The organism is Enterobacter cloacae complex sp. IR5402, assembly GCF_049238125.1.
GTDB lineage: Bacteria > Pseudomonadota > Gammaproteobacteria > Enterobacterales > Enterobacteriaceae > Enterobacter > Enterobacter hormaechei_C.
In genome coordinates, this window is record NZ_JBMKHO010000006.1 from 55,577 (window position 1) to 81,757 (window position 26,181).

A 26,181-nucleotide genomic window follows, 5' to 3' on the forward strand; every position below is an offset into this window, starting at 1 on the left:
GAATTCCTTACTGCGCCTGCACGCGCAGCTCTGCTGCGCTACGACTACGGTGACCCAACAGGGCTTTAACATCGCTGGACTTCGGCTTAACCAGCGCGAATTTCGCAGAGAACGCCGGCCAGTTGGCCAGGATCTCTTCGCCGCGCGAAGAACCGGTATGCTGCACGTGTTCGGTAATTAAGCCGCGCAGGTGTTCTTCGTGGATGGCCAGAGTATCAACGTCCAGCACTTCCACCAGCTCAGGGTTCACGCGTTTGCGGAACTCACCGTCTTCATCCAGGACGTAGGCAAAACCGCCCGTCATGCCCGCGCCAAAGTTCACGCCGGTTTTACCCAGGACGCACACAATTCCGCCCGTCATGTATTCACAGCCGTTATCGCCGATGCCTTCCACCACGGTGATGGCGCCGGAGTTACGCACCGCAAAACGCTCGCCCGCACGGCCCGCGGCAAACAGACGACCGCCGGTTGCACCGTACAGACAGGTATTGCCGATGATGCTTGCTTCATGGCTGCGGAAGGCTGAACCAACCGGAGGACGCACCGCCAGCAGACCGCCCGCCATGCCCTTTCCGACGTAGTCGTTGGCATCACCGGTCAGGTATAACTCAACGCCACCCGCGTTCCACACGCCGAAGCTCTGACCCGCGGTACCGCTGAAATGCGCGGTAATGGGATCCGACGCCAGACCCTGATCACCGTGCGTTTGCGCGATGTAACCGGAGAGAGACGCACCCACGGAACGGTCGGTGTTGCGGATATCAAACCAGAACGTTTTGCTCTGCTTCTCGTCCACGTACGGCTTCGCCTGTTGCAGCAGCTGCGCGTTCAGCACGCCGTTGTCGAACGGCGGGTTGTTCTCGGTACAGTAAACCGCTTTGCCAGGATGCGGCTGAGCGGTTTCCAGCAGCTTGGACAGCTCCAGCTTCTGCTGCTTGGCCGTGAAGCCCTCAAGCTCTTTCAGCAGGTCGGTACGGCCAATCAGATCCACCAGACGCTTCACGCCCAGCTGCGCCATCAGCTCGCGGGTTTCACGGGCGATGAAGTCAAAGTAGTTAGTCACTTTGAACGGCAGGCCGTGATAGTGGTTCTTACGCAGCTTTTCGTCCTGGGTAGCAACGCCCGTTGCACAGTTGTTCAGGTGGCAAATACGCAGGTATTTACAGCCGAGCGCAACCATTGGGCCGGTACCAAAGCCGAAGCTTTCCGCTCCCAGAATCGCCGCTTTGATGATGTCGAGTCCGGTTTTCAGCCCACCGTCCACCTGCAAACGGATCTTGTGACGCAGGCCGTTAGCGACCAGCGCCTGCTGGGTTTCCACCAGGCCGAGCTCCCACGGACAGCCCGCATATTTCACGGAGGAGAGCGGGCTTGCGCCGGTGCCGCCGTCGTAACCGGCGATGGTGATCAGATCCGCATAGGCTTTCGCCACGCCGGTGGCAATGGTGCCAACGCCCGGTTCGGAAACCAGCTTCACGGAGATCATCGCTTTCGGGTTGACCTGTTTCAGGTCGAAAATCAGCTGCGCCAGATCCTCGATAGAGTAAATATCGTGGTGCGGCGGCGGGGAGATCAGCGTCACGCCTGGCACCGAGTAGCGAAGCTTAGCGATGTACGGGGTGACTTTATCACCCGGCAGTTGACCGCCTTCACCCGGTTTTGCCCCCTGAGCGACCTTAATCTGGATCACGTCGGCGTTAACCAGGTACGCAGGCGTTACGCCAAAGCGACCGGACGCCACCTGCTTGATACGGGACACTTTGTTGGTGCCGTAGCGGGCCGGATCTTCACCGCCTTCGCCGGAGTTGGAGTTGCCGCCGATGCTGTTCATGGCTTCCGCCAGCGCTTCGTGGGCTTCCGGGCTCAGCGCGCCGATGGACATCGCCGCAGTATCGAAGCGTTTGAACAGCTCAGACGCGGGTTCAACCTCGTCAATGCTGACCGCTTCCTCACCCGGATTGAGGGCAATGAGATCGCGCAGCGTCGCCGCGGGACGGTTGTTCACCAGCTCAGCATACTGCTGATAATCGCTGTACTCGCCGCTCTGCACCGCCTGTTGCAGCGTGCGCACTACGTCCGGGTTATAAGCGTGATACTCACCCCCGTGGACATATTTCAGCAGGCCGCCCTGTTCCAGCGGCTTACGTGCCAGCCAGGCGCGTTTCGACAGGTTCACCAGATCCTGCTGGAAGTCAGCAAAACCGGCGCCACCGATACGGCTGACCACGCCCTGGAAGCAGAGGTTGGCGACCTCGTTATGCAGGCCGACCGCTTCAAATAGCTTCGAGCAGCGGTAAGAGGCGATGGTCGAGATGCCCATTTTGGACATGATCTTGTACAGACCTTTGTTGATGCCGTTACGGTAGTTCAGCATCACAGCACGGTAGTCTTTGTCGATCGCGCGGGTATCTACCAGGCGTGCCAGCGTTTCGTAGGCCAGGTACGGATAAATCGCCGTAGCGCCAAAGCCTAACAGCACCGCAAAGTGGTGCGGGTCGCGCGCGCTCGCGGTTTCAACGATGATGTTGGCATCGCAGCGCAGGCTCTTGTCCACCAGACGCGTCTGGATAGCCCCCACCGCCATGGGGGCAGGCACCGGCAGACGGTTTTTCGCGATGTTGCGGTCAGACAGCACCAGCAGAACGGTGCCGTTACGTACCATCTGCTCGGCTTTGTCGCACAGCGCGTTCACCGTCTCTTCGAGGCTCGTTTCGGTCACGTCGAAGGTGATATCGAGCGTGTCGGCGCGATAGTGCTCCTCGGTCATGGTGGTGAGCTGTTTGAAATCGGAGTACAACAGGATCGGTGATTTAAAGGTCAGACGGTGCGCCTGGCCTTCGGCTTCACAGAATACGTTCATCTCACGGCCGATGCTGGTGGCCAGCGACATGACGTGGGCTTCGCGCAGCGGGTCTATTGGCGGGTTAGTGACCTGCGCAAACTGCTGACGGAAATAGTCGTAAATAATGCGTGGCTGGCTGGAAAGCACGGCAAACGGGGTATCGTCACCCATTGAGCCGACCGCTTCCTGGCCGTTTTCGCCGAGCACGCGAATAACCGAGTCCAGTTCTTCCGCGCTGTAGTTAAACTGCTTCTGGAAGCTCGCGAGGGTGTCATCGTCCAGCTCGCGGCTGCCCACTTCTTCGTCCGACAGATCTTCAAACGGCACCAGACGACGCACGTTTTTCTCCATCCACTCTTTGTACGGATGGCGGCTCTTCAGATCGTTGTCGGTTTCGGCGGAATGCAGAATACGCCCACCGCGGGTGTCGATCACCATCAGCTCGCCCGGACCGACGCGGCCTTTTTCGACCACTTCGTCAGGCTGGTAATCCCAGATCCCGACTTCAGAGGCGCAGGTGATGAGCTTGTCTTTAGTAATAACGTAGCGCGCCGGACGCAGACCGTTACGGTCCAGGTTACAGGCGGCAAAACGACCGTCGGACATCACGATGCCCGCCGGGCCGTCCCACGGCTCCATGTGCATGGAGTTAAAGTCGAAGAACGCGCGCAGCTCAGGGTCCATATCCGGGTTGTTCTGCCAGGCCGGTGGCACGAGCAGACGCATGGCGCGCACGATATCCATCCCGCCCGCCAGCAGCAGCTCTAGCATGTTATCCATGGAGCTGGAGTCCGAGCCGGTTTCGTTGACGAACGGTGCGGCATCGTGCAGGTCCGGGATCAGCGGGGTCTGGAACTTATAGGTACGGGCGCGGGCCCACTGGCGGTTGCCGGTAATGGTGTTGATCTCACCGTTGTGCGCCAGGTAGCGGAACGGCTGAGCCAGCGGCCAGCGTGGAACGGTGTTGGTGGAGAAGCGCTGGTGGAACAGGCAAATGGCCGATTCCAGACGCAGATCCGCCAGGTCCAGATAGAAGCGCGGCAGGTCAGCCGGCATACACAGACCTTTATAGATGTTCACCAGGTTAGAGAGGCTACAGACGTAGAACTCTTTATCGTCCTGGAGACGTTTTTCAATGCGGCGGCGTGCGATAAACAGACGGCGTTCCATATCACGCGGACGCCAGCCCGCAGGCGCGTTGACGAAAATCTGTTCAATACGAGGCAGCGAGGAGAGGGCGATTTCACCGAGCACCCCTTCGTTGGTTGGCACATCGCGCCAGCCGACAATCGACAGGGTTTCACGCTGAAGTTCTTCTTCAACGATGCGGCGTGACGCGGCAGCTTTTTCTGGATCCTGATTCAGGAACAGCATACCGACAGCGTAGTTTTTGGCTAAACGCCAGCCGCGCTCTTCCGCCACGATGCGGAAGAAACGATCCGGTTTTTGCAGCAGCAGGCCGCAACCGTCGCCGGTTTTACCATCGGCAAGGATGGCGCCACGGTGCTGCATACGGGCCAGTGCGTGAATAGCAGTACGCACTACCTTGTGGCTAGGTTCGCCTTCTATGTGGGCGATCAGGCCGAAACCACAGTTATCCTTCTCAAGGGATTTATCGTACAACATATCAGTGAACCTCCCCAGGCTCGTCGGGCTTCCCACTGAACTTTACCGTGGCGCACAGGCGCAGAAAGAGCATGGCGACGGGGTTAGCGTTTCATACGCGGACCTCGCATTCGCCCTCTTTTTCATCCTTTTGCGCAGGTAAACAAGTTTGAGGACTTGCTTCAGAGGGAATCTCAATTACTGCATAAATATGATGAGCAGGCCGCTCATCCAGAAAGCTTCCAGCGGATTTCCAACTTATCGGGAATTGGTACACAGGTCAAATGGCAATCTTATTTATACAAAAATGTGCTAAAGCGTGATTATCTAATTGTTTTTATTGTGTATTTAACTATTTTTACAACCGCTTAAAGCACCGGGCAGGTGCAGGGGAGTGTGATCTGACTCACTATATGAAAGCGGTATTATCGATGCAGCGTGCTGAAATGCAGATTTATAGCAGAATATTAATCTGGTGTTGCATTCAATGCCGCATAAAATCACTGTTTTTCAGTCCTGGCGCTATAAATGAAAAAAACCATCAGAACATAAGGAAAAGTAATTACGTTCAGGGTGAATGAAATGTCGGTAATCGTGATTATTTATTCAAATAGATAAAAGCCGTCCAGGGCGATTGATCCAGGTCATCGCCGACAGAGGCTAAAAATGGCAGGCTTGTCCCCTTTCTTCGGGACGGTCTATCAGATTATGCAGTTACAGAAATTAGTCAATATGTTTGGTGGGGATCTTTTGCAGCGCTACGGACAAAAGGTTCACAAACTGACGCTGCACGGCGGCTTTAGCTGCCCGAACCGCGATGGCACCATCGGGCGTGGTGGCTGCACCTTCTGTAACGTGGCCTCGTTTGCTGACGAGGCCCAGCAGCATAAATCTATCGCTGAACAGCTCGCCCATCAGGCGAGTCTGGTGAACCGCGCGAAGCAGTATCTGGCCTATTTCCAGGCCTATACCAGCACGTGGGCGGAGGTGCAGGTGCTGCGCTCGATGTATCAGCAGGCGGTTGCTCAAGCGAACATTGTCGGGCTGTGCGTGGGGACGCGTCCGGACTGCGTGCCGGACGCCGTGCTGGATTTACTTAGCGAGTACAAAGAGAAGGGCTACGAGATCTGGCTGGAGCTGGGCTTGCAGACCGCGCATGACAAAACCCTGCACCGTATCAATCGCGGGCATGATTTCGCCTGCTATCAGCGCACCACGCGTCTCGCCCGCCAGCGTGGATTAAAAGTCTGCTCGCATCTGATTGTCGGCTTGCCGGGAGAAGGGCGGCAGCACGGGCTGGAAACGCTGGAAAAAGTCGTTGAGACCGGCGTGGATGGCATTAAGCTGCATCCGCTGCATATCGTGAAGGGCAGCATAATGGCGAAAGCCTGGGAAGCGGGGCGGTTATGTGGTATCGAACTCGACGACTATACGGTGACTGCGGGGGAAATGATTCGCCATACGCCGCCGGAGATTGTTTACCACCGCATCTCGGCAAGCGCCCGCCGTCCAACGCTTCTGGCACCGCTATGGTGTGAGAACCGCTGGACGGGGATGCTGGAAATCAACCGCTATCTACAGGAGAACGGCGTACAGGGGTCGGCGCTTGGCCGCCCGTGGGTTCCCCCGCTACCGGCGACGGCCGCCTAGCAGACTTCCCAGCATGCCGCGTACTATCTGGTTGGTAATCTGACGCGTCGCGCTTTTTGCCATGGTCTGAACCACGCCATCGCGTTTGCCGCCGCGTGGCCCGGTGCTGCCGAACAGAATATCTTTCAGCCCGCCGAGAATGCCGTCGTCCACGGCAACAGATTGCCCTTTTGCGGCAGGCGCATCCTGCGATTCGGCAGTCGCCTGCACCCCTTTTTGCAACATCTCGAACGCCGATTCGCGATCCACCTCGTCTTCATACTTTCCGTACACCGGGGAGTGGTTAATCAGGCCGTTGCGTTCATCGTCCGTTACCGGACCCATGCGCGAGCAGGGCGCAATCACCATCGCGCGCTCGACAACTGTCGGGCTGCCTTTTGCATCGAGGAACGAAATCAGCGCTTCACCGGTGCCCAGCGCCTGAATGGCGGTTTCGGTATCAAAGGCCGGATTGACACGCATGGTTTGCGCCGCGGCTTTCACCGCTTTCTGATCTTTCGGCGTAAAGGCGCGCAGGGCGTGCTGCACGCGGTTACCCAACTGCCCCAGTACGTTGTCCGGAATATCCGACGGGTTTTGCGACACAAACCAGACCCCGACGCCTTTGGAGCGGATCAGGCGGATAACCTGTTCAATTTTATCCAGCAGCACCTGCGGCGCGTCGTTAAACAACAGGTGCGCTTCGTCAAAGAAGAACACCAGTTTGGGTTTTTCCAGATCGCCTGCTTCCGGCAGTTGTTCGTACAGTTCAGAGAGCATCCACAGCAGGCTGGCGGCGTAAAGCTTCGGCATCTGGTAGAGCTTCTCTGCGCTCAGAATGTTGATGATGCCTTTGCCGCTGCTGTCGGTACGCATCCAGTCTTTGATATCCAGCATTGGCTCGCCGAAGAAGTGTTCGGCGCCCTGTTGCTCCAGCGTCAGGAGCCCGCGCTGAATGGCGCCCACTGAGGCGCTGCTAATATTGCCGTACTGGTTCTGGAAGGATTTGGCGTTATCGCCAATGTACTGGGTGATGGCGCGCAGATCTTTGAAGTCGAGCAGCAGTAGCCCCTGATCGTCGGCGATACGGAAGATAATGTTCAGTACCCCGGACTGCACGTCGTTGAGGTTAAGCAGACGAGCCAGCAGCAGCGGGCCGAGGTCGGAGACGGTGGCACGCACCGGATGCCCTTTTTCGCCGAAGATATCCCAGACCACCACCGGATTACCGTGCGGCGTCCAGTCCGTGATACCGATATTTTTCAGGCGCTCAAGCAGTTTTTCTGACGCTGCACCTTCCTGAGCCACCCCAGTTAAATCGCCCTTCACGTCAGCCATAAAAACCGGCACGCCAGTCTCTGACAACGACTCAGCCAGCTTTTGCAGGGTAACGGTTTTTCCCGTCCCGGTCGCGCCGGTGATCAGGCCATGACGGTTCGCCATCGCGGGCAGTAAAAACAGCTCTTTTTCCAGCGTCCTGGCGATTAACAATGGTGTACTCATGATGCACGTCCTCTCGTAGTCCTGGGTGGAGTATAGGCAACCTGACGGCAAAATGTCTGCGTAAATTCCTCACTTTGCGGCGCATTATCCAGTGCGGACTATGCTTTTGCATACGGTAAACAAAATTTTGGGAAACTATGTCCAGATTCTTTTTTAACGACCGCAAACAGCTTGTCAACGATGCCATTGAAGGCATACTTCTCTCCGCGCCGCACGGTAATCTCGTCAAACTGGATATCGATCCGGCCATCCGCGTGGTGGCTCGCGGCGACTGGGATAAAAGCCGCGTGGCGGTGATCTCCGGTGGCGGCTCCGGCCATGAACCGGCACATGCCGGGTTCGTCGGCAAAGGAATGCTTACCGCAGCGGTGTGTGGCGATCTGTTCGCCTCCCCAAGCGTGGATGCGGTCCTCAATGCCATTGTGGCGGTGACGGGCGACCGTGGCTGCCTGCTGATTGTGAAAAACTACACCGGCGACCGGCTTAACTTTGGCCTGGCGGCGGAAAAAGCCAAACGCTACGGCCTGAAGGTCGAGATGGTTATCGTGGCGGATGATATCGCCCTGCCGGATAACAAGCAGCCGCGTGGTATCGCGGGAACGGCGCTGGTGCATAAAATTGCGGGATATGCGGCAGAGCAGGGGAAATCGCTAAACGACGTGCGGGATATTGCGCAACAGGCCTGCGATAACCTCTGGAGCCTGGGCGTGGCGATGCAAACGTGCAACCTGCCGGGCAGCGATGATGAAGGGGGGCGCATTAAACAAGGCCATGTCGAGCTGGGTTTGGGCATTCACGGCGAGCCGGGAGCTTCCGTCGTGGATACGCAAAACAGCAAAGCCATTATCGACACGCTGGTGACGCCGTTACGCGCGCAGGCGGGGGAAGGGCGTTTTGCGGTGCTGATTAACAATCTTGGTGGCGTATCGGCGTTGGAGATGGCGCTGCTGACCAAAGAGCTGGCGCACTCGGCGCTGAAAGAGAACATTGCGTATCTGATTGGCCCGGCGCCGCTGGTGAGTGCGCTGGATATGAAAGGCTTTTCGTTAACGCTGCTAAAGCTCAACGATTTCTTCGAGAAGGCGATTCACGCCGAGGTCGAGACGCTGGGCTGGCAGAAGCCCGTGGCGTTCGCGCCCCTGCGTACCGTCCCACATAGCGCCCTTCATGATCGCGTGGAATATGCCCCGTCGGACAATACGGAGGTGAGCGAGGCCGTCGCCTCGGTAACGAAAACATTGATTCAGCTGGAAAACCGCCTTAACGCGCTGGATGCCAAAGTAGGCGATGGCGACACGGGCTCCACTTTTGCGCAAGGGGCGCGGGATATTGCGCAGCGACTTGAGGAGAACAACCTGCCCCTTAACGACGTGCCGACATTACTCCTGCTGGTAGGCGAGCGGCTGGCAACGGTGATGGGCGGATCGAGTGGGGTGTTGATGTCGATCTTCTTCACGGCGGCAGGACAAAAGCTTCACGATGGACAGCCGCTACCTGAAGCCTTGCTGAGCGGACTTGCGCAGATGAAGCAGTATGGCGGCGCGGATCTCGGCGATCGTACGCTGATCGATGCGCTGCAACCGGCGCTGGAGGCGTTACAGAAAGGCAATATTCAGGCGGCAGCGCAGGCCGCGCAGCAGGGCGCCGAAGCAACGGCAAAAATGGCGAAAGCCGGCGCGGGACGCTCGTCGTATGTGAATAAAGAGAATCTGGACGGGGTGATGGATCCGGGGGCAGTCGCGGTGGCGGAAGTGTTTAAGACCATGGTAGATGCAAAACGGTAACAACCGTTACCGTTTTTAGTGTTTGCGCCCTCTCCCTGTGAGCTGAGGGATCCCCACAAAATAATGCCTGCACAGACGGCCCCCTCTCCCTTGAGGGAGAGGGTTGGGGTGAGGGCATCAGGCCGCACATTCCCCGGCAATGTCACATCAAAAATCCGCTTTCAACACCACGCGGTAGCGGGCTTTGCCGTCGCGCACGTGCTGGATTGCTTCGTTGATTTTTGACATCGGATACAGCTCGGTGGTGGGTGCCACTTTTGTGCGTCCGGCAAACTTCATCAGCTTGCGCAGCTCGTACGGTGTACCGGTCGCGGAGCCTGACACGCTGCGATCCCCGCCGATCAGGGTAAACGCCGGAACCGGCAGCGGCTTCATCACCGCACCCACGGTGTGGAAGTTACCGCCGTAGGCCAGGGCTTCAAAGTACGGCTGCCAGTCGAGATCGACGTTTACCGTGTTGATGATCAGGTCAAACTGGCCTGCCAGGGCGGTGAGTGCCTGAGGATCGCGGCTGTTCACCACTTTATCCGCACCCATCGCCAGCACTTCCTGCTCTTTCGCCGGGTTAGAGCTGAACGCCGTCACTTCACAGCCCATCGCATGCAGCAGTTTGATGGCAATATGCCCCAGACCGCCAATACCGATCACGCCGACGCGGCTGGTGGCGGTGATGTGATGCATCAGCAGCGGTTTAAATACTGTGATACCGCCACACAGCAGCGGACCTGCGGATTCAATATCAATGCTGTCCGGCAGTGGGATAACCCATTGCCAGTCGGCGCGCAGCTTATCGGCGAAACCGCCCTTGTTAAGGATGGTCGGCGTTGCGCCCTCAAGGCAGTTGATCTGGTTGCCGCTGATACAGGCATCGCAGTGACCGCAGCTGCGTGCCGTCCAGCCGATACCCACGCGCTGGCCCACTTTCAGCCCTTTGTCCTGCGCGGCGCTGCCGAGCGCCACGACGCGGCCAATGACTTCGTGCCCGGCAACCAGCGGATAGCTGGAAAAGCCCCATTCATTGTCGATCATCGAGAGATCCGAGTGGCAGATCCCGCAGTAATCAACCTGTACTTCGACGTCTTCCGCTTTTAGTTCGCCCGCATCGTACTCGTACAGCTCAAGTTCTGCACCCGCCTGCGGTGCGGCGTAGCTTTTTATCTTCGACATCGCGTTTCCCCTGTTTTGGTGTGAACTGTGAGTGTAGAGCATTCAGTTTACAGACGCTTAACAGAAGACGGCAGGAAAGAAACTTACAGACTTTTCAGCATCCTGACTTCGCAGTCCACGTGGCCCGTGCAGCCCAGTGGCGCATCGATATGCTCAAAGCCCAGATGCTCATACAGGCCAATGGCCTCTTTAAGGAAAGCGGTGGTTTCGAGGTAGCAACGTTTAAAGCCCTGTGAGCGTGCATGTTCCAGGGCGACCAGCGCCAGCTTTTTCGCCAGGCCTTGTCCGCGTATCGTTGGCAGGAAATACATTTTCTGAAGTTCACAGATATCCGGCTCGCTGCAAAGCAGTGGGGCAATGCCGCCGCCGCCCACGACCTGGCCGTCCTGTTCAATGACCCAGTAGGCATGACCCGGCTGGCTGTACAGCTGAAAAAGTTCGTCCAGATTGGGGTCGGCCACGGTGTAGCCTTTGTCGGCGGTCAGGCCATATTCGGCAGAAACCGTGCGGATAACTGCGGCGATAGCCGGGTTGTCCTGCTCAGTGATCCGACGCATTGTCGTCGCGACGGGGGTAATCACGCTCATAGCTTTACTCATGACAAAAATTGACACACAACTGCTGTTAATAGCACCGCAGAAAGGGGAGTGCAAGCGAGGAGTTTTCAGGAAGGATACCCCTTACGCCCTGAAGCGTAAGGGGTAAAAGCATTACAGGGCTGCGATAACCGCCTGCTGCTCGATCAGTTTGGTCTTCGCATCGGCGAAGGCAACCAGACGCTCACGCTCTTTGGCGATGACCGCTTCCGGCGCGCGGGCCACAAAGCCCTCGTTCGCCAGTTTGCTTTCGATTTTGCCAATTTCCACGTCGACTTTCGCCACTTCTTTCGCCAGACGCGCCAGCTCCGCGTCTTTGTCGATCAGGCCCGCCATCGGGATCAGCAGCTCCGCGCCGTCGATGATTTTGGTCACGGAAACCGGACCTTTGTCATCGGCAGGCAGCACGGTGATGCTTTCCAGACGCGCCATGGTTTTCAGGAATGTGTTGTTCTCGGTGACGCGACGAACGGCAGCTTCGCTGCAACCGCGCAGCAGCAGCTCCAGTGGTTTACCCGGAGAGATGTTCATTTCCGCGCGGATGTTACGTACCGCAACGATCGCCTGTTTCAGCCACTCGGTATCCGCAGACGCGGCTTCATCCACTTTCGCGGCATCGAATGCCGGGAACGGCTGGAGCATGATGGTATCGGCATTAATACCGGCAATCACCTTCACGCGCTGCCAGATGGTTTCGGTGATGAATGGAATGATCGGGTGCGCAAGGCGCAGCAGACCTTCCAGAACGGTAATCAGCGTATTACGCGTGCCGCGCAGTTCCGCTTCAGAACCACCGTTCATGACCGGCTTCGCCAGCTCCAGGTACCAGTCGCAGAACTGGTTCCAGGTGAATTCGTACAGGATGCCTGCCGCGATGTCGAAGCGGTAGCTGTCCAGCGCGTCGCGGAACGCTTTCACCGTCTGGTTAAATTCAGCCAGGATCCAGCGGTCTGCCAGGGAGAGGGTCATCTCGCCGCCATTGAAGCCGCAATCCTGATCTTCGGTGTTCATCAGCACGAAGCGGCTGGCGTTCCACAGCTTGTTACAGAAGTTACGGTAACCTTCCAGACGCTTCATATCCCAGTTGATGTCACGGCCGGTGGAGGCCAGCGCCGCCAGGGTGAAGCGCAGGGCGTCGGTACCGTGAGATTCGATCCCGTTCGGGAACTGCTTCTCGGTACGCTTGCGGATTTTCTCCGCCAGCTGCGGCTGCATCATATTGCCGGTACGTTTTTCCAGCAGCTCTTCCAGAGAGATACCGTCCACCATATCCAGCGGGTCGATAACGTTACCCTTGGATTTAGACATCTTCTGGCCTTCGTCGTCGCGGATCAGGCCGGTCATGTAAACGGTATGGAACGGAACCTGCGGCTTGCCGTCTTCGTCTTTGATGAAATGCATGGTCATCATGATCATGCGGGCGATCCAGAAGAAGATGATGTCGAAGCCGGAGACCATCACGCTGGTTGGGTGGAACTGACGCAGCGCGTCGGTGTTTTCCGGCCAGCCGAGGGTAGAGAAGGTCCACAGCGCGGAGGAGAACCAGGTATCCAGCACGTCTTCGTCCTGGCGCAGGGCAACGTCAGCGCCCAGGTTGTTTTCCTGACGCACTTCCTCTTCGGTGCGGCCAACGTAGACATTGCCTTCGTTGTCGTACCACGCCGGGATACGGTGACCCCACCACAGCTGACGGGAAATACACCAGTCCTGAATATCGCGCATCCAGGAGAAGTACATGTTTTCGTACTGCTTCGGCACGAACTGAATGCTGCCGTTCTCAACCGCTTCCACAGCCGGTTTCGCCAGCACGTCGGCACGCACGTACCACTGGTCGGTCAGCATTGGCTCGATAACTACGCCGCCACGGTCGCCGTACGGCACGGTCAGATCGTGAGGCTTAATCTCTTCCAGCAGGCCGAGCGCGTCAACGGCGGCTACGATGGCTTTACGCGCGGCAAAGCGCTCCAGCTTCTGGAACTCAGCCGGGATGTCGCTGGAATAAACGTCGGACTCGTTGCCTTTGGTGTCATATACTTCTGCGCTTTCGCGGATATCGCCGTCGAAGGTCAGAATGTTGATCATCGGAAGTTGATGACGACGACCGACTTCATAGTCGTTGAAGTCATGCGCCGGAGTGATTTTCACGCAGCCGGTGCCTTTTTCCATGTCGGCGTGTTCGTCGCCCACAATCGGAATACGGCGGTTCACCAGCGGCAGCACCACGAATTTGCCGATCAAATCTTTATAACGCGGATCTTCCGGGTTAACGGCCACGCCGGTATCGCCCAGCAGGGTTTCCGGACGGGTGGTCGCCACCACCAGGTAATCTTTACCGTCGGCGGTTTTCGCACCGTCTGCCAGCGGATAGCGGATGTGCCACATGGAGCCTTTAGACTCGCGGTTTTCCACTTCCAGGTCAGAGATGGCGGTACGCAGTTTCGGGTCCCAGTTGACCAGGCGTTTGCCGCGGTAAATCAGGTCTTCTTTGTACAGACGGACGAAAACTTCTTTCACGGCGTTGGACAGGCCTTCGTCCATGGTGAAGCGCTCGCGCTCCCAGTCCACGGAGTTGCCGAGGCGGCGCATCTGACGGGTAATGGTGCCGCCGGATTCTGCCTTCCACTGCCAGATTTTGTCGATGAACGCGTCGCGACCGTAGTCGTGGCGGGTTTTACCCTCTTCAGCGGCAATTTTACGCTCAACCACCATCTGGGTCGCGATACCCGCGTGGTCAGTCCCCGCCTGCCACAGGGTGTTTTTACCCTGCATGCGCTGGTAGCGGATCATGGTGTCCATGATGGTCTGCTGGAAAGCATGCCCCATATGCAAACTGCCGGTGACGTTCGGCGGCGGGATCATGATACAGAAGGACTCTTTGCTTTCGTCGCCGTTAGGCTTGAAATAGCCCTGCTGTTCCCAGTGCTCGTAAAGCGGCTGTTCGATATCGCGTGGGTTATATGTCTTTTCCATTATTTCCAGGTTGCCGTATTCAGGTTAAAACCGGCCAGGCGGTACGCTTTGTAGCGTTCGCGCGCCAGTTGTTTCAAAGATTCTTCGTAAGGGACAAAGTCTACCACTTCTGTGAAAGCGGTGGCAAAATCTGCAAAGTCTGTCCGCAGGCTAATGAGAATATCGCGCGCGCTACTGTTGCGTTTTTGCGGCCAGGCAATCTCCACCGGTGCCCCGCCGCGTGGACCTTCGCCCGACAGGTTATGCGGAACAAAACTCTCCGGCGGGCGCGCCCATAGCGCTTCATCCAGGCGAATTGCTTGCTGCTCATCTTCACAGGCAATCAGGACGCGTTTACCTGCGCGCCAACGTTCTGCGGCAATTTCACACACCAGCTGTTCAACGGCGCTGAGGCCATCCTGATGGGTGTCATTGTCCAGAAGGTAGAACGTTGCATTCTTCATATATGGGGTTTCTTGTCGTGGATTTAAATGCAAAGCCGGGTAAGCGTAGCGCCACCCGGCGTTTATCATTACTCGTCGCCGTTAAAACCCGCACGATTGAGCAGGAACTGCGACAGCAGCGCCACCGGACGTCCGGTCGCGCCTTTGGCTTTACCGGAGCGCCATGCGGTCCCCGCGATGTCCAGGTGCGCCCAGTTGTACTTGCGGGTAAAGCGCGCCAGGAAGCAGCCCGCGGTAATCGCCCCGCCAGGACGACCGCCGATGTTTGCCATGTCTGCGAAGTTAGACTCCAGTTGTTCCTGGAACTCGTCCCCCAGCGGCAGACGCCACGCGCGGTCGCCGGCCTGTTCGGACGCGCCGATCAGTTCATGCGCCAGCGGGTTGTGGTTCGACATCAGGCCGGTGATGTGATGCCCCAGCGCAATCACGCAGGCGCCGGTCAGTGTAGCCACGTCAATCACCGCTTCAGGTTCGAAACGCTCAACGTAGGTCAGCACGTCGCACAGTACCAGACGGCCTTCGGCGTCGGTGTTCAGCACCTCAACGGTCTGGCCGGACATGGTGGTCAGCACATCACCAGGACGATAAGCGCGGCCGCCAGGCATGTTTTCGCAGCCCGCCAGCACGCCGATCACGTTGATGGGCAACTGAAGTTCCGCGACCATGCGCATAACGCCGTAAACCGCCGCCGCGCCGCACATGTCGTACTTCATCTCATCCATGCCTTCTGAAGGCTTGATGGAGATACCGCCTGAGTCGAAGGTCAGCCCTTTACCGACGAGCACGATCGGACGCGCATCTTCAGACGGATTGCCCTTGTACTCAATGACTGACATCAGGGATTCGTTCTGGGAGCCGTTACCGACCGCCAGATAAGAGTGCATCCCCAGCTCTTTCATCTGCTGTTCGCCGATAACGCGGGTGATAACGTTCTTGCTGTAGGCGTCAGCCAGCTGGCGCGCCTGAGACGCCAGGTACGCGGCGTTACAGATGTTTGGCGGCATATTGCCAAGATCTTTTGCCGCTTTGATACCGGCGGCAATGGCCAGACCGTGCTGAATGGCGCGCTCGCCGCTGGTCAGCTCGCGACGGGTTGGCACGTTAAAGACCATTTTACGCAGCGGGCGACGCGGCTCGCTTTTGGTGGTCTTCAGCTGATCAAAGCTGTAGAGGCTCTCTTTTGCGGTTTCGACGGCCTGGCGCACCTTCCAGTACGTGTTGCGGCCCTTAACGTGCAGCTCCGTCAGGAAGCAGACGGCTTCCATCGAACCAGTATCATTCAGTGTATTAATGGTTTTCTGAATAACCTGCTTGTACTGGCGCTCATCAAGCTCACGTTCTTTACCACAGCCAATCAGCAGAATACGCTCGGACAGGACGTTCGGAACATGGTGCAGCAACAAGGTCTGCCCTGGTTTGCCTTCCAGTTCGCCACGGCGCAGCAGGGCGCTGATATAGCCGTCGCTGATTTTATCGAGTTGCTCGGCGATCGGGGAGAGTCGGCGTGGTTCAAAGACGCCCACAACGATGCAGGCACTCCGCTGTTTCTCCGGGCTACCGCTTTTTACACTGAACTCCATGCACTACGCTCCTGAATCTTAAAGACAACGGCGGCGGCTACGGATAGAATTGAAACCTTTCGTAACTCATGTCCGCCGTTGTGGTGACTTCGTGTTAATCTTACGTTACTACGGTTTCGACACGTCAATAAATGTCATGAAGCGCGAATCCGCCGGGTTTTTTAATCTTAGCGATGATTTCGACGACTCAAGAGAATAAATGACGTTTAAGCCATGAAACAAGCTAAATTCCTGCATAAGACGAGTTTTAACGGGCGTATTTAAAGTGATAATCATAAGATATCTGGTTCGGGAGACGCTGAAGAGCCAACTGGCGATCCTCTTTATCCTCCTTCTGATCTTTTTCTGTCAGAAGCTGGTCAGGATCCTCGGCGCGGCGGTTGATGGCGAAATCCCAACGAATCTGGTGCTTTCCCTGCTCGGGCTTGGCGTGCCGGAAATGGCGCAGCTTATCCTGCCGTTAAGCCTGTTCCTTGGTCTGCTGATGACCCTGGGTAAGCTCTATACCGAAAGTGAAATCACCGTGATGCATGCCTGCGGCCTCAGTAAAGCCGTACTGGTAAAAGCAGCCATGGTGCTGGCACTGTTTACGGGCATTGTTGCCGCGGTTAACGTCATGTGGGCGGGGCCGACCTCCTCTCGTCATCAGGATGAGGTGCTGGCGGAAGCAAAAGCTAACCCGGGGCTGGCGGCGCTGGCGCAGGGGCAGTTCCAGCAGGCGACCGACGGTAACTCCGTGCTGTTTATCGAAAGCGTCGATGGCAACCGCTTCAATGACGTGTTTCTTGCTCAACTGCGCCCGAAAGGTAACGCTCGGCCTTCTGTGGTGGTGGCGGACTCCGGTCAGCTGTCTCAGCGTAAAGACGGCTCTCAGGTTGTCACGCTGAACAAAGGAACGCGTTTCGAAGGCACGGCTATGCTTCGCGACTTCCGTATTACCGATTTCCAGAACTACCAGGCCATCATTGGTCATCAGGCCGTCGCGCTCGATCCAACGGATACTGAGCAGATGGATATGCGCACCTTAATGAATACCGATACCGATCGTGCGCGTGCTGAACTGCACTGGCGTATCACGCTGGTATTCACCGTATTTATGATGGCGCTGATGGTGGTTCCGCTGAGTGTGGTGAACCCGCGCCAGGGCCGCGTGCTGTCGATGCTGCCAGCGATGCTGCTGTATCTGGTGTTCTTCCTGCTGCAAACCTCAATCAAGTCTAACGGCGGGAAAGGAAAAATTGACCCGATGATCTGGACCTGGGTCGTGAATGGTTTGTATCTGCTGCTGGCAGTCGGACTCAACTTGTGGGACACGGTGCCTGTGCGTCGTCTTCGTGCCCGGTTTACGCGTAAAGGAGCCATCTAATGCAGGCGTTTGGCGTACTTGACCGCTATATCGGTAAAACGATTTTCACCACCATCATGATGACCCTGTTCATGCTGGTGTCGCTCTCGGGCATTATCAAATTTGTCGACCAGCTGAAAAAAGCCGGGCAGGGGAGTTACGATGCGTTGGGTGCCGGGATGTACACCCTGCTCAGCGTACCAAAAGATGTGCAGATCTTCTTCCCGATGGCGGCCCTGCTGGGGGCGTTGCTGGGCCTGGGGATGCTGGCTCAGCGTAGCGAGCTGGTGGTGATGCAGGCATCTGGCTTTACCCGTATGCAGGTTGCGCTGTCGGTAATGAAAACCGCGATCCCGCTGGTGCTGTTGACCATGGCGATTGGCGAATGGGTCGCGCCGCAGGGCGAACAGATGGCGCGTAACTACCGTGCTCAGGCTATGTACGGTGGTTCGCTGCTCTCCACGCAGCAGGGGTTATGGGCGAAAGATGGTCAGAACTTCGTCTATATCGAACGCGTGAAAGGGGACGATGAACTGGGCGGCGTGAGCATCTACGCCTTCAACAACGATCGTCGTTTGCAGTCGGTGCGTTATGCCGCCTCCGCTAAATTTGATGCGAACAACAAGCTGTGGCGGTTATCCCAGGTTGATGAATCTGACCTGACGAACCCGAAACAGATCACCGGTTCGCAGACCGTAAGCGGTACCTGGAAAACCAACCTGACGCCGGACAAGCTTGGCGTGGTAGCGCTCGATCCCGATGCGCTCTCCATCAGCGGTCTGCATAACTACGTGAAGTATCTGAAATCGAGCGGACAGGATGCGGGGCGTTACCAGCTCAACATGTGGAGCAAAATCTTCCAGCCACTGTCCGTGGCGGTGATGATGCTAATGGCGCTGTCGTTCATCTTTGGACCGCTACGTAGCGTGCCGATGGGGGTCCGCGTGGTAACTGGTATCAGCTTTGGTTTCGTGTTCTACGTCCTCGATCAGATTTTCGGTCCGCTGACACTGGTGTATGGCATTCCGCCAATTATCGGCGCGCTGTTGCCGAGCGCCAGTTTCTTCCTGATCAGCCTCTGGATGCTGCTAAAACGCTCCTGATAAAACGTCTTCCTCGCTCCCGCTAGCCCGGGGGCGAGGCTAATCTCCTGTTTCACCCCGCACTTTTTCTCACAACCTTCAACGCCTCGCCGTGAATTTGAGTATTATTGAGCGATAAAGTCGTGAAGGGATCCTCTATGAAGCAAATTCGAATGCTGGCCCAGTACTACGTCGACCTGATGATGAAGCTCGGGCTGGTGCGTTTTTCCATGCTGCTGGCGCTGGCGCTGGTCGTTCTGGCCATTGTCGTGCAAATGGCCGTGACCATGGTTCTGCATGGTCAGGTCGAGAGCATCGACGTGATCCGCTCTATTTTCTTTGGCCTGCTGATCACCCCATGGGCGGTCTATTTCCTCTCCGTGGTGGTTGAGCAGCTGGAAGAGTCCCGACAGCGTTTATCGAAACTGGTGGATAAGCTGGAAGAGATGCGCGAGCGCGATCTTAAACTCAACGTTCAGCTCAAGGACAACATTGCCCAGCTGAATCAGGAAATTTCAGACCGTGAGAAGGCGGAAGCCGAGCGTCAGACCACGCTTGAGCAGCTGAAAATTGAGATGAAAGAGCGCGAAGTCACGCAGATCCAGCTTGAACAGCAATCCTCTTTCCTGCGCTCGTTCCTCGATGCGTCGCCGGATCTGGTGTTCTACCGTAATGAAGATAAAGAGTTCTCCGGCTGTAACCGGGCCATGGAACTGTTGACCGGGAAAAGCGAAAAACAGCTGATACACCTGAAACCTCAGGATGTCTATTCCGAAGAGGCGGCAGCAAAAGTGATGGAGACGGATGAAAAGGTCTTCCGCCATAACGTTTCGCTGACCTATGAGCAGTGGCTGGACTACCCCGACGGGCGCAAAGCCTGCTTTGAGATCCGCAAAGTACCTTATTACGACCGGGTGGGTAAACGTCATGGTCTGATGGGCTTTGGCCGTGATATCACTGAGCGTAAGCGCTATCAGGATGCGCTGGAGCGCGCCAGCCGGGATAAAACAACCTTCATCTCCACCATCAGCCATGAACTGCGCACCCCGCTGAATGGCATTGTGGGGCTGAGCCGCATTCTGCTGGATACCGAGCTGACCAGCGAGCAGGAAAAATACCTCAAAACGATCCACGTCTCGGCGGTCACGCTGGGCAATATCTTCAATGATATTATCGACATGGATAAGATGGAGCGCCGTAAAGTTCAGCTCGACAACCAGCCGGTTGATTTTACCGGCTTCCTCGCAGACCTGGAGAACCTGTCAGGTTTGCAGGCCCAGCAAAAAGGGTTGAGCTTTGTGATGGAGCCGACGCTGCCGCTGCCGCATAAAGTGGTGACGGACGGCACGCGGCTGAGGCAGATCCTGTGGAACCTCATCAGCAATGCCGTGAAGTTTACCCAGAAGGGGCAGGTTGCGGTGCGCATTCGCTATGACGAAGGCGACATGCTGCACTTTGAAGTTGAGGACTCGGGTATCGGCATTCCTCAGGAAGAGCAGGATAAGATCTTCGCCATGTATTATCAGGTTAAAGACAGCCACGGCGGTAAACCGGCGACCGGTACGGGCATTGGCCTGGCGGTGTCGAAACGTCTGGCGAAAAGTATGGGCGGGGATATCACCGTTGCCAGCCAGCCGGGTAAAGGCTCCACCTTTACGCTTACCGTCCATGCGCCTGCCGTAGCGGAAGAGGTGGAAGATACGTTTGAGAACGATGATATGCCGCTGCCAGCCCTGCACGTCCTGCTGGTGGAAGATATTGAGCTGAACGTCATTGTCGCCCGGTCGGTACTGGAAAAACTCGGTAACAGCGTGGATGTGGCGATGACCGGCAAAGCCGCGCTGGAGATGTTCACGCCGGGCGAGTACGACCTGGTGCTGCTCGATATTCAGCTACCGGACATGACCGGACTGGATATCTCCCGCGAGCTGACGCGCAAATATGCTCCTGACGAGCTGCCGCCGCTGGTGGCGTTGACCGCAAACGTGCTGAAAGATAAAAAAGAGTACCTCGAGGCCGGAATGGACGATGTGCTCAGCAAGCCGCTGGCGGTACCTGCCCTGACGGCGATGATCAAGAAGTTCTGGGATACCTGTGATGAAGAGGAGAGCACCATGACGTCTGTTGATAGCGCCAAAGCCCAAACGATACTGGATACCGCCATGCTGGAGCAGTATATCGATCTGGTAGGACCAAAACTGATCACCGATGGCCTGGCCGTGTTCGAAAAAATGATGCCGGGCTATCTGAACGTGCTCGAATCCAACCTGACGGCGCGTGACCAGAAGGGCATCGTCGAAGAGGGACATAAAATCAAAGGCGCGGCAGGATCGGTCGGGTTACGTCATCTCCAGCAACTGGGCCAACAGATTCAGTCGCCTGATTTACCTGCCTGGGAAGATAATGTAGGTGATTGGGTCGAAGAGATGAAACAGGAGTGGCAAAACGATGTGGCAGTGCTGAAAGCCTGGGTAGATGCCAGAAAAAAATGACCCCGGCTATACCGGGGTGCGCGAATACTGCGCCAACACCAGGGAAATCGTGGCTGCGCCTGATTTTTGTGGGTTGTTTTCGCATGGACGCCGCCTGAAAATTGAGGCCGCACGCAGATAAGATAGCAAATCTTAAACAGTTTGTTACATGAATCAGTGAAATGTGTGAAGCATAGCGTTTTAATCAGAATTTTTAATGTGCTTCAGCGAGTTGCTTAGAAGGATCGTCAGAATGAAGAAAGTGGGTGTCGTGCTGAGCGGATGTGGCGTTTACGATGGTTCAGAGATACACGAAACCGTATTAACGCTGCTGGCATTATCGCGGCAGGGGGCAGACGTTATCTGCTTCGCGCCGGATAAAACTCAAGCAGACGTAATGAATCATCTTACCGGCGAGCCAATGGCGGAAAGCCGTAACGTGCTGATTGAAGCGGCGCGTATTGTGCGTGGAGATATTCATCCGCTGGCACAGGCCGATGCCGCTGAACTTGATGCGCTCATCGTGCCGGGCGGCTTTGGCGCGGCAAAAAACCTGAGCACGTTTGCAACAGAAGGCGCGGCGTGCCATGTCGATCCCGATTTGAAAGCGCTATCGCTGGCGATGCATGCAGCAGGTAAGCCGCAGGGCTTTATCTGCATTGCGCCAGCCATGCTGCCGAAAATTTTTGATTTCCCGCTGCGGCTCACGATCGGAACCGACATTGATACCGCTGAAATTATCGAGGATATGGGCGGCGAGCACGTGCCATGCCCGGTCGACGACATTGTGGTGGATGAGGACAACAAAATCATCACCACGCCGGCGTATATGCTGGCGCAGAATATCGCTGAGGCTGCCGCAGGCATTGAAAAGCTGGTGGACAGAGTGCTGGTTCTTACCGAATGAGTCGTAAATTATCCCCTGGCGGGTGGTTAAAACGGATCCTGCTGCGTATTGTGCTGGTCCTGGCCGTTTTTTGGGGCGGAGGCATTGCGCTGTTCAGCATCCTGCCCGTCCCGTTCTCCGCCGTGATGGCAGAGCGGCAGATTAGCGCCTGGCTCTCGGGTGATTTTGGCTATGTTGCCCACTCAGACTGGGTCGGCATGGATGAAATCTCCCCGTGGATGGGGCTGGCGGTCATTGCGGCAGAAGATCAGAAATTCCCGGAGCACTGGGGTTTTGACGTGGCGGCTATTGAGAAGGCGCTGGATCATAATGAACGTCATGAAAACCGCGTCCGCGGCGCGTCAACGCTTTCTCAGCAGACGGTAAAAAATCTGTTCTTATGGGACGGTCGCAGCTGGGTAAGAAAAGGGCTGGAGGCCGGGCTGACGCTGGGGGTCGAGACGGTGTGGAGCAAAAAACGCATTTTAACCGTCTACCTGAATATCGCGGAATTTGGTGACGGCGTATTTGGTGTCGAAGCGGCATCGCAGCGCTATTTTGGCAAGCCCGCCAGCAGGCTGACTATGTCCGAAGCGGCACTGCTTGCCGCCGTGCTGCCGAACCCGCTGCGTTTTAAGGCCAGCGCCCCGTCAGGCTACGTGCGAAGCCGCCAGGCGTGGATTATGCGCCAGATGCGTCAGTTGGGTGGGGAAGGGTTTATGGAGCGAAATAATCTTATGTAGGGCGGGTAAGCGCAGCGCTACCCGCCGACATGGCGAACGTTAGTCTTCGTCAAACCCGGCGTTAAACAGGGCAATCACTGCCGCAAGCGCTTCTTCTTCCTGCGGGCCGGTGGCTTCAACTTCAATCTGGCGGCCTTTGGCAGAATCCAGCATCAGCAGGGCGATCACGCTATTGGCTTCTGCCTCGGTTCCCTCGTCGTTGCGCAGCAGCACCTCAGCATCAAAACCCTGCATCAGCTCAAACAGCTTCATCGCCGGGCGCGCATGCATACCCAGCTTATTGGTGATTTCGACGGTCTGTTTTACGGTCATGTTTTGCGTTTTTCCAGCGTGCGATGACGGGACTGAACGTTCTTTCCGCGTGAGCGGAAGTAATCGGCCAGCTGTTCGGCAATGTAGACCGAACGATGTTTACCGCCGGTACAGCCAATCGCCACCGTCAGGTAGCTGCGATTGTTTGTTTCCAGCATAGGTAACCATAGCTCAAGGTAGCTTCGCGTCTGGTAAATAAAATTGTGCACTTCTGTGTGTCGGTCGAGGAACGCCGCCACCGGCTTATCCAGACCGGTCATCGGACGCAGTTTCGGATCCCAGTGCGGGTTCGGCAGGAAACGCACATCAAAAACGTAATCCGCATCGATAGGTATGCCATGCTTAAAGCCGAAGGATTCAAACACCATCGTCAGTTCACGCTCGCGCTTGCCGAGTAAGCGCGTACGCAGCATTTCCGCCAGCTCGTGGACGGACATTTCAGAGGTGTCGACAATCAGGTCGGCCCGCGAACGCAGCGGCTCAAGCAGATCGCTCTCTTTATCGATGGCGCTTTCCAGCGAAAGATTTTTACTGGAGAGCGGATGCAAACGACGTGTATCGCTGTAACGGCGGATCAGCGTGTTGCGGTCAGCGTCCAGGAACAAGAGCTGAGGCGAGAAGCATTCCGGCAGGCTGTTCATTGCCTGCTCGAAGATTTCCGGCGATTCCGGCATGTTACGCACGTCAATACTGACGGCGGCAGAGATTTGCCTGTCCGCCAGCGTCCGCGCCAGATCGGGTAACAACACTACCGGCAGGTTATCTACACAGTAAAATCCCATGTCTTCCAGCGCGCGCAGGGCCACGGACTTCCCGGACCCCGAACGACCACTGACGATCATCAGCACCATGTTCCGTTTCTCCTCAGGGCAGCCGTTCTGAAGGCCCTTTCCCGATTATGCCTCATCCTGATTGCCTTCTGCTTCAGTGATAATTTGATAAAGCTCTTCATCACTTTGGGCTGAGCGCAGTCGACGACAAATGGTTTTATCCGCCAGACGTTTGGCAACCAGCGACAGCGTGTGCAGGTGGGTCTTGGTCTGATCGGCAGGAACCAGCAGCGCGAAGAGCAGATCCACAGGCTGGTTATCAATGGCGTCAAAAGCGATAGGCGTTTCCAGTTGCACAAACACCCCCACGGCACGCAGCGTATCTTCTTCCAGCTTGCCATGCGGGATCGCAATGCCATTGCCGATGCCGGTACTGCCCATTTTTTCACGAGTCAGAATGGCTTCAAACACGATCTGCGGCGGCAGACCCAGCTGTTTTGCGGCCAGCTCACTGATGATTTCCAGCGCACGTTTTTTGCTCTGGCAGTGAACGCCACTGCGGGTACAATCCTGGTTAAGGACATTGCTCAGTTGAAGAGCGGAATCGTTGTTTATCATAATTTCACCTAAGCGCTAACTGTACAAATGGCCTGTTGTGTTTCACAACAGGCCGTCCTGCACCCGTTAACTGCCCGGACAATTAGTGTTGTTTCAGTTTATCTTTATGTTTATTGAGCTGTCTCGCAAGCTTATCAATCAAGCCGTCGATAGCCGCGTACATGTCTTGCCCTTCCGCACTGGCATGGAGTTCCCCTCCGTTGACGTGCAGGGTCGCATCCGAGATATGCGTCACTTTCTCCACTTTCAACACAACATAGACCTGGTTGATCCTCTCGAAATACTGCTCGAGTTTCGCAAACTTAGTGTTTACAAAATCGCGTAAAGCCTCAGTAATCTCGACGTTATGTCCGGTGATATTGAGCTGCATAGTGTCTTCCTTATCGGTTGTGTCAAACCAGTTGTTTACGCTGGTTAGACGGCGGAATGGATAAAGACTCTCGATACTTCGCGACAGTACGACGTGCCACCATAATACCCTGATCGGACAGCATGGTGGTTAACTTACTGTCACTGAGTGGCTTCGCGGGGTTCTCCGCGGCGATCAACTTCTTCACCAGTGCGCGAATGGCCGTCGACGAGGCTTCGCCGCCGCCTTCGGTGTTCACGTGGCTGGAGAAGAAATACTTAAGCTCAAAAATACCGCGTGGGCTGTGCAGATACTTCTGCGTGGTCACGCGGGAAATGGTTGATTCATGCATCTCGACGGCCTGGGCTATGTCCGCCAGCACCATCGGTTTCATAAACTCTTCGCCCTGCTCAAAGAATGCCTGCTGCTGTTCGACAATACAGCGGCTGACGCGCAGCAGCGTGTCATTACGGCTCTCCAGACTCTTAATCAACCAGCGTGCTTCCTGAAGGTTGCTGCGAATGTATTGATTATCAGCGTCGTTACGGGCGCTGGTGCACATGGAGGCGTATTGCTGGTTGATTTGCAGGCGAGGAATGCTGTCGGCGTTCAGTTCAACGACCCAGCGGCCATTGTGTTTTCTCACCAGCACATCGGGAATGACATATTCCGGTTCGCTGGTCTGAATCGACTGCCCCGGACGCGGATCGAGCGACTGGATCAGATTCACCGCTTCCTTCAGCACCTCTTCTTTCAGGCGCGTGACGCGCATCAGGGTGCGGAAGTCGTGGTTCGCCAGCAGATCCAGATGATCGCTGATGATGAGCCGGGCTTCGTCAATCCACGGTGTCTCTTTAGCAAACTGCGAAAGCTGGATCAGAAGGCAGTCACGCAGATCTTTCGCGGCGACGCCAATCGGGTCGAAACGCTGAACGCGTTTCAGGACGGCTTCGATCTCTTCCAGTTCAATCTCGTCATCGCCGATGCTTTCAAGAATCTCGTCCAGCGTCACGGTCAAATAGCCCGTGTCGTCAACGGCATCGACAATCGAGGTGGCAATGGCGCGATCGGTATCGGAGAAAGGCGTCAGCTCCACCTGCCACATCAGGTAGTCCTGAAGCGATTGGGTAGTTTCGCCCTGGTAGACCGGGAGTTCATCGTCCTGGTAGTCTGCACGCGTCCCGGAAGGGGTACCCGCGGTGTAGATTTCATCCCAGCTGGCATCCAGCGGCAGTTCGTCCGGCATCTCTTTCTGTTCGAGTGCATCTACGGAGTCGAGCGTTTCTGTGTCCTGCGTCTGCTGGGCGTCTACCTCGTCATGAAGATCGGTCTGCTCCAGCAGCGGATTGCTGTCCAGCGCCTGCTGGAGCTCCTGCTGGAGTTCTAACGTGGACAGCTGCAACAGACGGATTGCCTGCTGGAGCTGCGGCGTCATGGCCAGTTGCTGGCTGAGCCGTAATTGCAAACCTTGCTTCATGTTCAGAGC

At 56.5% G+C, this 26,181-nt stretch carries 19 protein-coding genes; 7 read left to right on the forward strand and 12 right to left on the reverse strand.

Features of this window, described 5'->3' with window-relative positions; translation table 11 throughout:
- Positions 1-7: 7 nt before the first annotated feature.
- A complete protein-coding gene (gene gltB / locus ACOTXL_RS12200; protein ID WP_003860454.1) occupies positions 8-4,468 on the reverse strand; it encodes a glutamate synthase large subunit in 4,461 nt (1,486 codons plus the stop codon).
- A 687-nt stretch (positions 4,469-5,155) separates the two neighbouring features.
- On the opposite strand from gltB, the gene ACOTXL_RS12205 reads away from it, so the two are divergent.
- Positions 5,156-6,097: a TIGR01212 family radical SAM protein gene (locus tag ACOTXL_RS12205; RefSeq protein WP_096904993.1), complete on the forward strand. Its 942-nt coding sequence runs from the start codon at positions 5,156-5,158 to the stop codon at positions 6,095-6,097.
- Here the strand turns inward: ACOTXL_RS12205 and ACOTXL_RS12210 are convergent.
- Entirely contained in the window at positions 6,077-7,579 is a 1,503-nt protein-coding gene (locus tag ACOTXL_RS12210) for a helicase HerA-like C-terminal domain-containing protein (protein WP_022651918.1), read from the reverse strand. The two genes, ACOTXL_RS12205 and ACOTXL_RS12210, sit on opposite strands and share 21 nt — an antisense overlap.
- Before the next feature lie 137 nt (positions 7,580-7,716).
- Here ACOTXL_RS12210 and ACOTXL_RS12215 point away from each other — a divergent pair, with 137 nt between their 5' ends.
- On the forward strand, positions 7,717-9,363 hold the full coding sequence (locus ACOTXL_RS12215) for a dihydroxyacetone kinase subunit DhaK (protein WP_022651917.1): 1,647 nt from the start codon (positions 7,717-7,719) through the stop codon (positions 9,361-9,363).
- Positions 9,364-9,510: 147 nt separating this feature from the next.
- Here the strand turns inward: ACOTXL_RS12215 and ahr are convergent, their stop codons facing one another.
- The 5 genes from ahr to pepA all read right to left on the reverse strand — a co-directional run bounded on the left by ahr (position 9,511) and on the right by pepA (position 16,119).
- A complete protein-coding gene (ahr, locus tag ACOTXL_RS12220) occupies positions 9,511-10,530 on the reverse strand; it encodes an NADPH-dependent aldehyde reductase Ahr (RefSeq protein WP_003861889.1) in 1,020 nt (339 codons plus the stop codon).
- A gap of 83 nt (positions 10,531-10,613) precedes the next feature.
- Positions 10,614-11,117 carry a GNAT family N-acetyltransferase gene (locus tag ACOTXL_RS12225; RefSeq protein WP_003861887.1) on the reverse strand — a complete coding sequence of 168 codons (504 nt, stop codon included), beginning with the start codon at positions 11,115-11,117 and terminating at the stop codon, positions 10,614-10,616.
- Positions 11,118-11,240: 123 nt separating this feature from the next.
- Entirely contained in the window at positions 11,241-14,096 is a 2,856-nt protein-coding gene (locus ACOTXL_RS12230; RefSeq protein WP_003861885.1) for a valine--tRNA ligase, read from the reverse strand.
- Entirely contained in the window at positions 14,096-14,539 is a 444-nt protein-coding gene (gene holC / locus ACOTXL_RS12235) for a DNA polymerase III subunit chi (protein WP_003861884.1), read from the reverse strand. The genes ACOTXL_RS12230 and holC overlap by 1 nt, the downstream gene beginning before the upstream one ends.
- A gap of 68 nt (positions 14,540-14,607) precedes the next feature.
- Positions 14,608-16,119, reverse strand: a complete 1,512-nt coding sequence (gene pepA, locus ACOTXL_RS12240) for a leucyl aminopeptidase (RefSeq protein WP_003861882.1) — start codon at positions 16,117-16,119, stop codon at positions 14,608-14,610.
- A 265-nt stretch (positions 16,120-16,384) separates the two neighbouring features.
- On the opposite strand from pepA, the gene lptF reads away from it, so the two are divergent.
- The 5 genes from lptF to mtgA all read left to right on the forward strand — a co-directional run bounded on the left by lptF (position 16,385) and on the right by mtgA (position 22,646).
- Entirely contained in the window at positions 16,385-17,485 is a 1,101-nt protein-coding gene (gene lptF / locus ACOTXL_RS12245; RefSeq protein WP_003861881.1) for an LPS export ABC transporter permease LptF, read from the forward strand.
- Entirely contained in the window at positions 17,485-18,567 is a 1,083-nt protein-coding gene (gene lptG / locus ACOTXL_RS12250) for an LPS export ABC transporter permease LptG (RefSeq protein ID WP_001147540.1), read from the forward strand. The genes lptF and lptG overlap by 1 nt, the downstream gene beginning before the upstream one ends.
- A gap of 137 nt (positions 18,568-18,704) precedes the next feature.
- The gene (arcB, locus tag ACOTXL_RS12255; protein WP_000809803.1) at positions 18,705-21,038 is read left to right on the forward strand and encodes an aerobic respiration two-component sensor histidine kinase ArcB; all 2,334 of its coding nucleotides are present in this window, start codon (positions 18,705-18,707) and stop codon (positions 21,036-21,038) included.
- A gap of 232 nt (positions 21,039-21,270) precedes the next feature.
- Positions 21,271-21,924, forward strand: coding sequence for an isoprenoid biosynthesis glyoxalase ElbB (gene elbB, locus ACOTXL_RS12260; protein ID WP_023314910.1), 654 nt, complete (start codon positions 21,271-21,273; stop codon positions 21,922-21,924).
- Positions 21,921-22,646: a monofunctional biosynthetic peptidoglycan transglycosylase gene (gene mtgA, locus ACOTXL_RS12265; protein ID WP_023298721.1), complete on the forward strand. Its 726-nt coding sequence runs from the start codon at positions 21,921-21,923 to the stop codon at positions 22,644-22,646. The genes elbB and mtgA overlap by 4 nt, the downstream gene beginning before the upstream one ends.
- Positions 22,647-22,685: 39 nt before the next feature.
- On the opposite strand, the gene npr is transcribed toward mtgA, so the two are convergent.
- The 5 genes from npr to rpoN all read right to left on the reverse strand — a co-directional run bounded on the left by npr (position 22,686) and on the right by rpoN (position 26,172).
- Positions 22,686-22,958: a PTS phosphocarrier protein NPr gene (npr, locus tag ACOTXL_RS12270; RefSeq protein WP_003861872.1), complete on the reverse strand. Its 273-nt coding sequence runs from the start codon at positions 22,956-22,958 to the stop codon at positions 22,686-22,688.
- On the reverse strand, positions 22,955-23,809 hold the full coding sequence (gene rapZ, locus ACOTXL_RS12275; protein WP_003861870.1) for an RNase adapter RapZ: 855 nt from the start codon (positions 23,807-23,809) through the stop codon (positions 22,955-22,957). Before rapZ ends, npr begins: the two co-directional genes overlap by 4 nt.
- 45 nt (positions 23,810-23,854) lie before the next feature.
- Positions 23,855-24,346 carry a PTS IIA-like nitrogen regulatory protein PtsN gene (gene ptsN / locus ACOTXL_RS12280; protein ID WP_003861869.1) on the reverse strand — a complete coding sequence of 164 codons (492 nt, stop codon included), beginning with the start codon at positions 24,344-24,346 and terminating at the stop codon, positions 23,855-23,857.
- Positions 24,347-24,428: 82 nt separating this feature from the next.
- A complete protein-coding gene (gene hpf, locus ACOTXL_RS12285; protein ID WP_003861866.1) occupies positions 24,429-24,716 on the reverse strand; it encodes a ribosome hibernation promoting factor in 288 nt (95 codons plus the stop codon).
- Between the two features lie 22 nt (positions 24,717-24,738).
- Positions 24,739-26,172, reverse strand: coding sequence for an RNA polymerase factor sigma-54 (gene rpoN / locus ACOTXL_RS12290; RefSeq protein ID WP_003861864.1), 1,434 nt, complete (start codon positions 26,170-26,172; stop codon positions 24,739-24,741).
- Positions 26,173-26,181 lie beyond the last annotated feature (9 nt).